Below are 7,758 nucleotides of genomic sequence, written 5' to 3' on the forward strand. Positions count from 1 at the left end.
ATAAATAATAAAAAAGGAGTTTAAAGATGAACCGTTTAATAATATATTTTTCAGATGGGGGAAAAACACAAAGAGTGGCAGAAACATTAGCCCTTAATTTAAGATGTGACATCTGCCAAATAAAAGACTTAAAAGACCGTAGCGGATTTAAAAACAGATTCAGTTCTGCAATTGATGCTTTTAGAGAAAGCAAAACTGAAATTTATCCTCCAACATTGAATCTTGAAGAATATGACACAATTTATTTTGGAACTCCTACATGGTCAAATAATCCTGCTCCTGCAATAAATACAATTATTGACAACTGCAATCTCTTTGGAAAGGACATTGTCCTATTTACTACAACAAACAGTTCAAATGGAGAGGGAGCATTACAAAAAATGGAAGACAAAGTTAGAGCACGAGGTGCCAGAGTAGTTCAACAGTTTACAGTAAAAACCAAGGACAAAGACATGGAAGAACTACAAAAATACACCGAACAAATCTTATTAGTTCTAGATTTAGATTTATATTAATATAAATCATAATTCTTTTTTTACTCCTTTTTAGTAAATAATTCAATATTTAACCCCCCCTTTTTTACTCCTTTTAACTTAATTATTTAACTATTTTATACACTTTTTTTACTTCATTTACTCTTTTACAACTAATACTAAACTCGTTTACTTATTTAAGTCTTTTTTACAATTAAAACAAAACTCTTTTTACACATTTTATACAATAAAAACTCTTTTAACAATAAAAACAAGCCATTTAAAAAATTTTAATTTTAAAACTAGACAATTCCACTTAATAAAAATTCAAAATAAATCAATTTTACGAAATCTTTATAAAAATTTAAAATAATTGTAAAATTATTCAAATTGTGAAAAGAATAATCATATTTTCCAATTTACTAAGAAAGAATTTAATAATATAAAAAAGAAAATTATTAATGTATGAATTTATGTAAAAATATATTTTAAAAATATATCATTTTTATACAAAAATCAAAAAGAAAATTTAATTATAAAAGGTGCAATAGAGAAATGTTTGAAAAAATGGCAGAATCTCACAGAATCTTAATAGTAATACCTATTATTCTTGCACTTTTATCATTATCACTTGTAGCTTTTAACGGAATTGAACAAAGTGTTGAATTAAAGGGAGGATCCTTAGCAGAACTGAAATTATTGGATTCAGTCAGTTCCTCTGATTTGGAAGACCAATTGACTTCCGAGTTACATACAAATAATGTTAAAATTACGAATAATGGAAACAATAAGGTTACTGTTGAGTTAGAAAACAATATTAATTCAAGTACATTTACAAGCGCAATAGATGGAAAGGCCAAGATCATCAGTTATAATGAGATAGGTCCTGTTTTAAGTGATGAAGCAATGGGACAAATCTATATTGCAATGATCTTTGCATTTTTATTTATGGCAATAACTGTTTTTATAGTATTTAGAGAGTTTGTACCGGCAATAGCTATTATTTTAGCTGCATTATGTGATATATTGATTGCACTTGGAGGAATGTCATTATTCCATATTCCATTATCAATAGCATCTGTAGGTGCATTATTAATGCTTATTGGGTACAGTGTGGATACAGACATTCTCCTTACCACAAGACTCTTAAAGAGAAGGGAAGGAAATGTTGACGAAAGAGCAAGAAATGCTATGCACACCGGTTTAACAATGTCCTTTGCGGCAATAGCTGCAATGGCTATTTTATTCATTGTTACTCAAATCATAATGCCTGAAGCAACTACTTTAAGTAATATTTCTGCAGTATTGGTTGTTGGATTAATTGGAGATATTCTTTCCACATGGTTAATGAATTTAGGAATTTTAAGAACTTATATCAATTGGAGACAATCCAAGAAACAAGAAAAATATGGTATAAGCAGTTCCAATAAATCAAATGAAAAATCTGATAAGAAAGATTCTGAAGATGAAAAGAAATCCGATGGAAAAAGATTCAAGTTCGGCAAAAAGGATTCAAAAGAATCTGATAAGAACAAAGATGAAAAATCAGATAAAAAGCCTTCAAAAGAATCTGAAGAAAAATCAGATGAAAAAGATTCATCCGATAAGAAAGAAGAATCCAAAAGCAATAAAAAATCCAAAAAGTCCAATAAAAAAGGAAATAAACGTAAAAACAAAAAGAACAAAAAAGGAAAAGGAGGCAAATAGATATGGCTAGCAATTTATCTAAATTCTTTAAAGATAGGCAAGTAATTATCCTCATAATTTTCCTTATAATAAGTGTGGCAAGCATAGGCATCCTTGGAATTGAACAGGGGCTTGACTTGAAAGGTGGTTCTTCAATCCAGCTTGAATTGGAACATCCTGTTAATTCAAGCACAATGGATGTTGTAACTTCAGTTTTAGATAAAAGGCTTAACCTTTATGGTGTAACTGATGTAAAGGTTAGATCCAGTGGAGACCAGATGGTTATAGTTGAGATGGCTGGAAAGACACCTGAAGAGGTTGAGAAGCTGATTGGAAATCCGGGTATCTTTGAAGCTAAAATCGACAATGTAACTGTCTTGACAGGTAGTGAAGTAGCATCTGTTGAAGCGCCAGTCATTGGAGAGTCCGGAGAATGGTATGTGCCTTTCACATTGACCACAGAGGGAGCCAAACACTTTGCAGAACTTGCAAAAGGCAAGGGCGGAGAAGAGGTAATAATGTACCTCGATGGAAAACAGATTGACGACCATCCTCCAGCATTATCAGATGAGCTTGCAAGTGGAGAGGCAGTGGCTGAAGTTCAGGTTACCGGCGGAGCCGAAGATGTTGAAACTGCAAAAGAAGAAGCGAATGCTGTTTACACAGTTTTAAAGACAGGTTCACTTCCTGTAAAGATTCATACTGTAGGTTCCAACACTGTATCACCAGAATTAGGTCAACAATTTGGTCAGGGAGCATTGATTGCAGGAATTCTTGCAATATTAGGTATTTCAGCAGTTGTTTACATAAGATACAGAAGAGCTTTCCTTGCAATTCCAATTCTTATTACAACCTTGTCTGAGATCATAATCATTTTAGGAATAGCTTCAATTATCCATTGGAACATTGATTTGGCAGCAATAGCAGGTTTAATTGCATCTGTAGGTACTGGGGTAGACGACCAGATTATTATTACGGATGAGGTATTGCATCACGACAGTGAAAATACCAGACACAGAAGAACCCGAACTCAAATGAACGTAAGAAATGCATTGTTTATTATATTTGCATCTGCAGGAACATTGATTGCAGCTATGTTACCACTTGCATATGTTGGATTTGCAAGAGGAAGTAGCGGTATTGGTACAATTGCAGGATTTGCATTTACTACAATCATAGGGGTTTTAATTGGTGTCTTCATTACCAGACCAGCTTATGCTAAATTTATTGAACTTTTTGTTTCTTAAATAAACTTAAACTTTAATGAAAAATAAATAATTAATTTTATTTATTTTCTCTTTTTTTCTTTTGAATTTAAATTTAAATCAACTTATTTAATCCAAACTCTTTTTAAATTTTTATTTTCACATAGTTATTTTGAATCATTTTCAAAAATATAACAATTGTAATAAAACTTTTATACTACTAAAACTAATAATAAAATGAAGGGATAAGTAATTAATAAAAAAATTATAAATATAAGTATTAATTACTAAAAAAACATTTATTTAATAAAATAATGGAGATTAAAAATGGTTGTAGTTATAGGAACTGGAGCAGGGGGAGCCATAATAGCTATGAAACTTGCAAAAGAGAACATTCCAGTTACAATTATTGAAAGAGGCCCATACATAGCAAGTAAAGATGCATATGACACATATGACATGAAACATTATGATAAAAGACTTAAAAATGAACAAAGCGTAGATCTTTTAAAAACTACCTGTATTGGCGGTTCAACTATCGTTGCTGCTGGAAACGGAGTAAGAGTTCTTGAAGAAGAGTTTAAGGAAGAATTGGGAATTGACCTAAGCAAGGAATATGAAACAATTGAAGAATTGATTGGAATTCATCAAATGGATGATGATCATATTGGAGAAGGAACCCAAAAATTCCTTGACGCTGCAAAGGAATGCGGTTTTGACCCTATAAAAATGCCAAAATTCATTAGGGATGAAGATTGTAAGCCTTGTGGAAAATGTGCATTTGGCTGTCCAAGAGATGCTAAATGGAGTGGAAAGGACTTTGTTGATATTGCAATAGAAAATGGTGCAGAATTGATTGAAAATGCAGAAGTTCAAAGAATAATCACTGCAAATAAATCTGTCAGTGCTGTTGAATACATAGAAAATGGAGAAAGCAAGACAATTGAAACTGATTTGGTAGTTCTTGCAGCAGGAGCTGTGGATTCTGCAGTAATCTTGCAGAAGACTGGAATTGAAGCAGGAAACAAATTGTTCTTTGATCCATTTGTAAGCGTAGGCGGAGTTTTAAAGGGCATAGGATACAACAGCGAAGTTCAAATGAATGGATTGGCTGTTGGAAAAGAGTATATTCTAGCACCTCATTTCTCCTCATTCATTGCAAAATACCTCAAAGAGTCAAATCCTGATGTTGAGGACAAGGACATTCTAAGTATTATGGTAAAGGTCGAAGACGATATGGTCGGCAGTGTTGACAAGGATGGAAATGTTAAGAAATTCAATACAATTGATGACATTAGAAGACTTGCACAGGGAGCTGCCGCTGCAGGCTCCATTCTTGAAAAGGCTGGAGTTGACCCTACCACAATGACTTCAACAGTATTTAGAGGAGCTCACCCTGGCGGAACAGCTGCGATTGGAGATGTTGTTGACAAGAACTTAAAAACAGAAATTGATGGATTATATGTAGGAGACGCAAGTGTAATTCCAATATCTCCTGGAAAACCACCAATTTTACTAATCTTAGCATTAGCAGAAAGATTAGGAAATTATTTAATTGAAGAAGTTATTTAACTTCTTTATTTTATTTTTTACTTGGTTTTTATTTTTTTTCTAAATTTTTTTACTCTTTTTTTATTTTTTTACTCACTTTTTATTTTTTTTACTTATTTTTATTTTTTTAAATTCATTTCTTTCTTAAAAAATAAAAAATTTATTTAAAATTCCTTGTTTTGAAAAATAGAAAAAAATCTTTCAGTATTAAGATAATATAAAAAAAGAAAAAATAGCATTCATCATTAAAATAATTAAAAAATAGAAATTAAATTATAATTATTCTAAAAGAAAATAATTATAAATAATAAACCAAAATAAAAACCATAAATCCCAAATTAGCATCATTATAAAAAGCAAAGGCCACAAAACACTGAATGACTAAAACTGTTTTGCTATTTCATCAGCAGAAACTAACCTTTCACAATAATGACATCTGACAGTGATAGGATCTGTTTCAACCACATGGAAATTAGTCTGAATAGGTTCCTCTGTATTTGTAATACATTTAGGATTGGTACATTTAATAATATTTTTTAAAGTGCTAACAGTTTTCACCTTATCCTTTGAAACTATCTGGAAATCACGAATAATGTTTATTGTTGCATCAGGTGCAATTAAATATATCTTATCCAATTCATTAGATTCAAGTTCTCTATCCTCAATTTTAACAATATCTTTTAATCCTAATTTAGAAGAAACATTCATTGCAATTGTAACATTTGTTCCCTCTTCTGGAAGTCCTAATATTTTCAATACTTGAAGTGCCTTATTTGCAGCGATATGGTCAATTACAGTACCATTTTCAATTGGTTTTACTTTTAATTCTGGTTTAGTCATGAATTAATATATCTATTAATTTTTATTTATAATTTTGCAAAATTTAAAAAAACAAGCCTGAAAAATCTTAAAAAATATGCTAATTATTAATAATTAGCAAATTTATTCTAAAAACATAATAAATATAAAAAAGCAAATTTATTCTAAAAATATAATTAATATAAAAATTATATAATTAAGTATTATAAATGTATAATAAAATTTAAAAAAATCAAAAAGATAAATTAAAATTTTTTAAATTAACATTGAAACTTAAAGATAAATTAAAATAAATTTTAATGCATTAAAACTTAAAAGATAATCTAAATTAAATTTTTAATGCATTAAAACTTAAAGATAAATTAAAATAAATTTTTAGATAAAAATTTAAGATTTAAAGAAAAGAAATATTTAAAAAAACTTAAATTTACCATTAGAGTGATAAAATGGAAGAATATATAGATTTATTTCAAAAGATCATTACAAAAATCGAAGATAAAGTAGATTATGCAGATATTCGAGCAGGTAATGGAAATTCAACTAGTTTACTTATGAAAGATAATCAAATTCAAGAGGTCAATACAGGATATTCGACCGTTGCAAGAATAAGAGTATTGAATAATGGAGCTTGGGGTTTTGCATCCACAAATGACTTTTCCAAACTTGAGGAAATTACTGAAAAAGCAATTAAAATATCAAACTCCTTAAAGGGAGACATTAAACTTGCAGAATGCGATATTATGGAAGATAAAGTAAAGACTGAAAGAAAAATCCCAGTTTCAGACATAAGCATTGATGAAAAGAAAGAATTAATCAATGAAGTCAATAAGGCAACAAATGTTGGAAAGGTAATGAGTACAACAGTCAGCTATTCTGATGCTGAAAGTAAAAGTGTTTTTATAAACAGCGAAGGAAGCAATATCCTTACAGACAGCTCAAGAGTAATCCTATCCCTTAATGCAGTAGCTTCAAATGGAGAAATCATCCAATTCAGCCATGGCAGTTTAGGTGGCGTTAAAGGATTTGAAGTTGTTCAGGATGAGGATATTGAAAGCTTTGGAAGAAAAATTGGTGAAAAGGCAACAAAATTATTGGATGCTAGCCCTGCACCTTCCGGACGTTTCCCAATTGTTGCAGACAATAACCTTACAGGAGTATTTATCCACGAAGCTGTTGGACATGCTGTTGAAGCGGATTTGGTCTTACAGGATGATTCCATCTTACACGATCAAATGAACAAGAAAATAGGAACAGATATCGTAAACATCTATGATGATTCCAGTTATAAGGACGGTTTCGGTTACTACCCTTATGATGTTGAAGGTGTAAAAACCAGAAAAAACCAAATTGTTAAGGATGGAGAACTTATTTCCTATTTAAGTTCAAGAGAAAGTGCAGGAAAATTAGGAATTCCTCTTACTGGAAATGCAAGATCTTCAATAAGTGACCAACCTATAGTTAGAATGAGCAATACCTATCTTGAACCTGGAGACTTAAGTTTTGAGGAATTGATTGAAGACATCAATGACGGAATCTATCTTAAGGGTTCAAGAGGCGGACAAGTAGACACAGGTAAAGGAATTTTCCAATTCAATGCAGCGGAAGCTTACAAGATTGAAAATGGAGAATTGAAAGACCACTACAGAGACGTTTCATTATCAGGAAATATTCTTGAAACATTAAAGGGAGTTGATGGAATAGGTTCTGACTTCAAGCTTAGTGTGGGATTCTGTGGTAAAGGCGGACAAACTGCGCCAGTAGGTGATGGAGGACCACATACCAGAATACTTAATGCTATGGTAGGTGGAAGCAGTTAATTAATTTTTTAATTAATAATTACTTTAAAATTTTTTAAATTTTTCAATATATATTTTATCAAAAATATTAAAAATATTAAAAATATTAAAAATATTTAAAATCTTAAACATGCAAATTTCACAAAAAAATCTTAATCATTAATTAAAATTTTAAAAATAGAAATTTCGCAAAAATATTAATCATTAATTAAAATTTTTCAAAAATTT

At 30.4% G+C, this 7,758-nt stretch carries 6 protein-coding genes; 5 read left to right on the plus strand and 1 reads right to left on the minus strand.

Annotation, left to right across the window (positions count from 1 at the left end; translation table 11 throughout):
* The first annotated feature begins 26 nt into the window (after nt 1-26).
* The 4 genes from Q0138_RS00185 to Q0138_RS00200 all read left to right on the plus strand — a co-directional run bounded on the left by Q0138_RS00185 (nt 27) and on the right by Q0138_RS00200 (nt 4,936).
* Nucleotides 27-515 carry a flavodoxin gene (locus tag Q0138_RS00185; RefSeq protein ID WP_297979249.1) on the plus strand — a complete coding sequence of 163 codons (489 nt, stop codon included), beginning with the start codon at nt 27-29 and terminating at the stop codon, nt 513-515.
* Between the two features lie 513 nt (nt 516-1,028).
* Nucleotides 1,029-2,180, plus strand: a complete 1,152-nt coding sequence (locus tag Q0138_RS00190) for a protein translocase subunit SecF (protein WP_346662254.1) — start codon at nt 1,029-1,031, stop codon at nt 2,178-2,180.
* A gap of 2 nt (nt 2,181-2,182) precedes the next feature.
* A complete protein-coding gene (locus tag Q0138_RS00195) occupies nt 2,183-3,406 on the plus strand; it encodes a preprotein translocase subunit SecD (protein WP_297979252.1) in 1,224 nt (407 codons plus the stop codon).
* A gap of 285 nt (nt 3,407-3,691) precedes the next feature.
* Nucleotides 3,692-4,936, plus strand: a complete 1,245-nt coding sequence (locus Q0138_RS00200; protein WP_297979255.1) for a GMC family oxidoreductase — start codon at nt 3,692-3,694, stop codon at nt 4,934-4,936.
* Nucleotides 4,937-5,296: 360 nt separating this feature from the next.
* On the opposite strand, the gene pyrI is transcribed toward Q0138_RS00200, so the two are convergent.
* A complete protein-coding gene (gene pyrI / locus Q0138_RS00205) occupies nt 5,297-5,755 on the minus strand; it encodes an aspartate carbamoyltransferase regulatory subunit (RefSeq protein WP_297979258.1) in 459 nt (152 codons plus the stop codon).
* A 425-nt stretch (nt 5,756-6,180) separates the two neighbouring features.
* Here pyrI and Q0138_RS00210 point away from each other — a divergent pair, with 425 nt between their 5' ends.
* Entirely contained in the window at nt 6,181-7,551 is a 1,371-nt protein-coding gene (locus Q0138_RS00210) for a TldD/PmbA family protein (protein WP_297979261.1), read from the plus strand.
* Nucleotides 7,552-7,758 lie beyond the last annotated feature (207 nt).

Origin of the sequence: uncultured Methanobrevibacter sp., from assembly GCF_937906425.1 — an archaeon.
In the GTDB taxonomy this organism is placed as follows: Archaea; Methanobacteriota; Methanobacteria; order Methanobacteriales; family Methanobacteriaceae; genus Methanobrevibacter.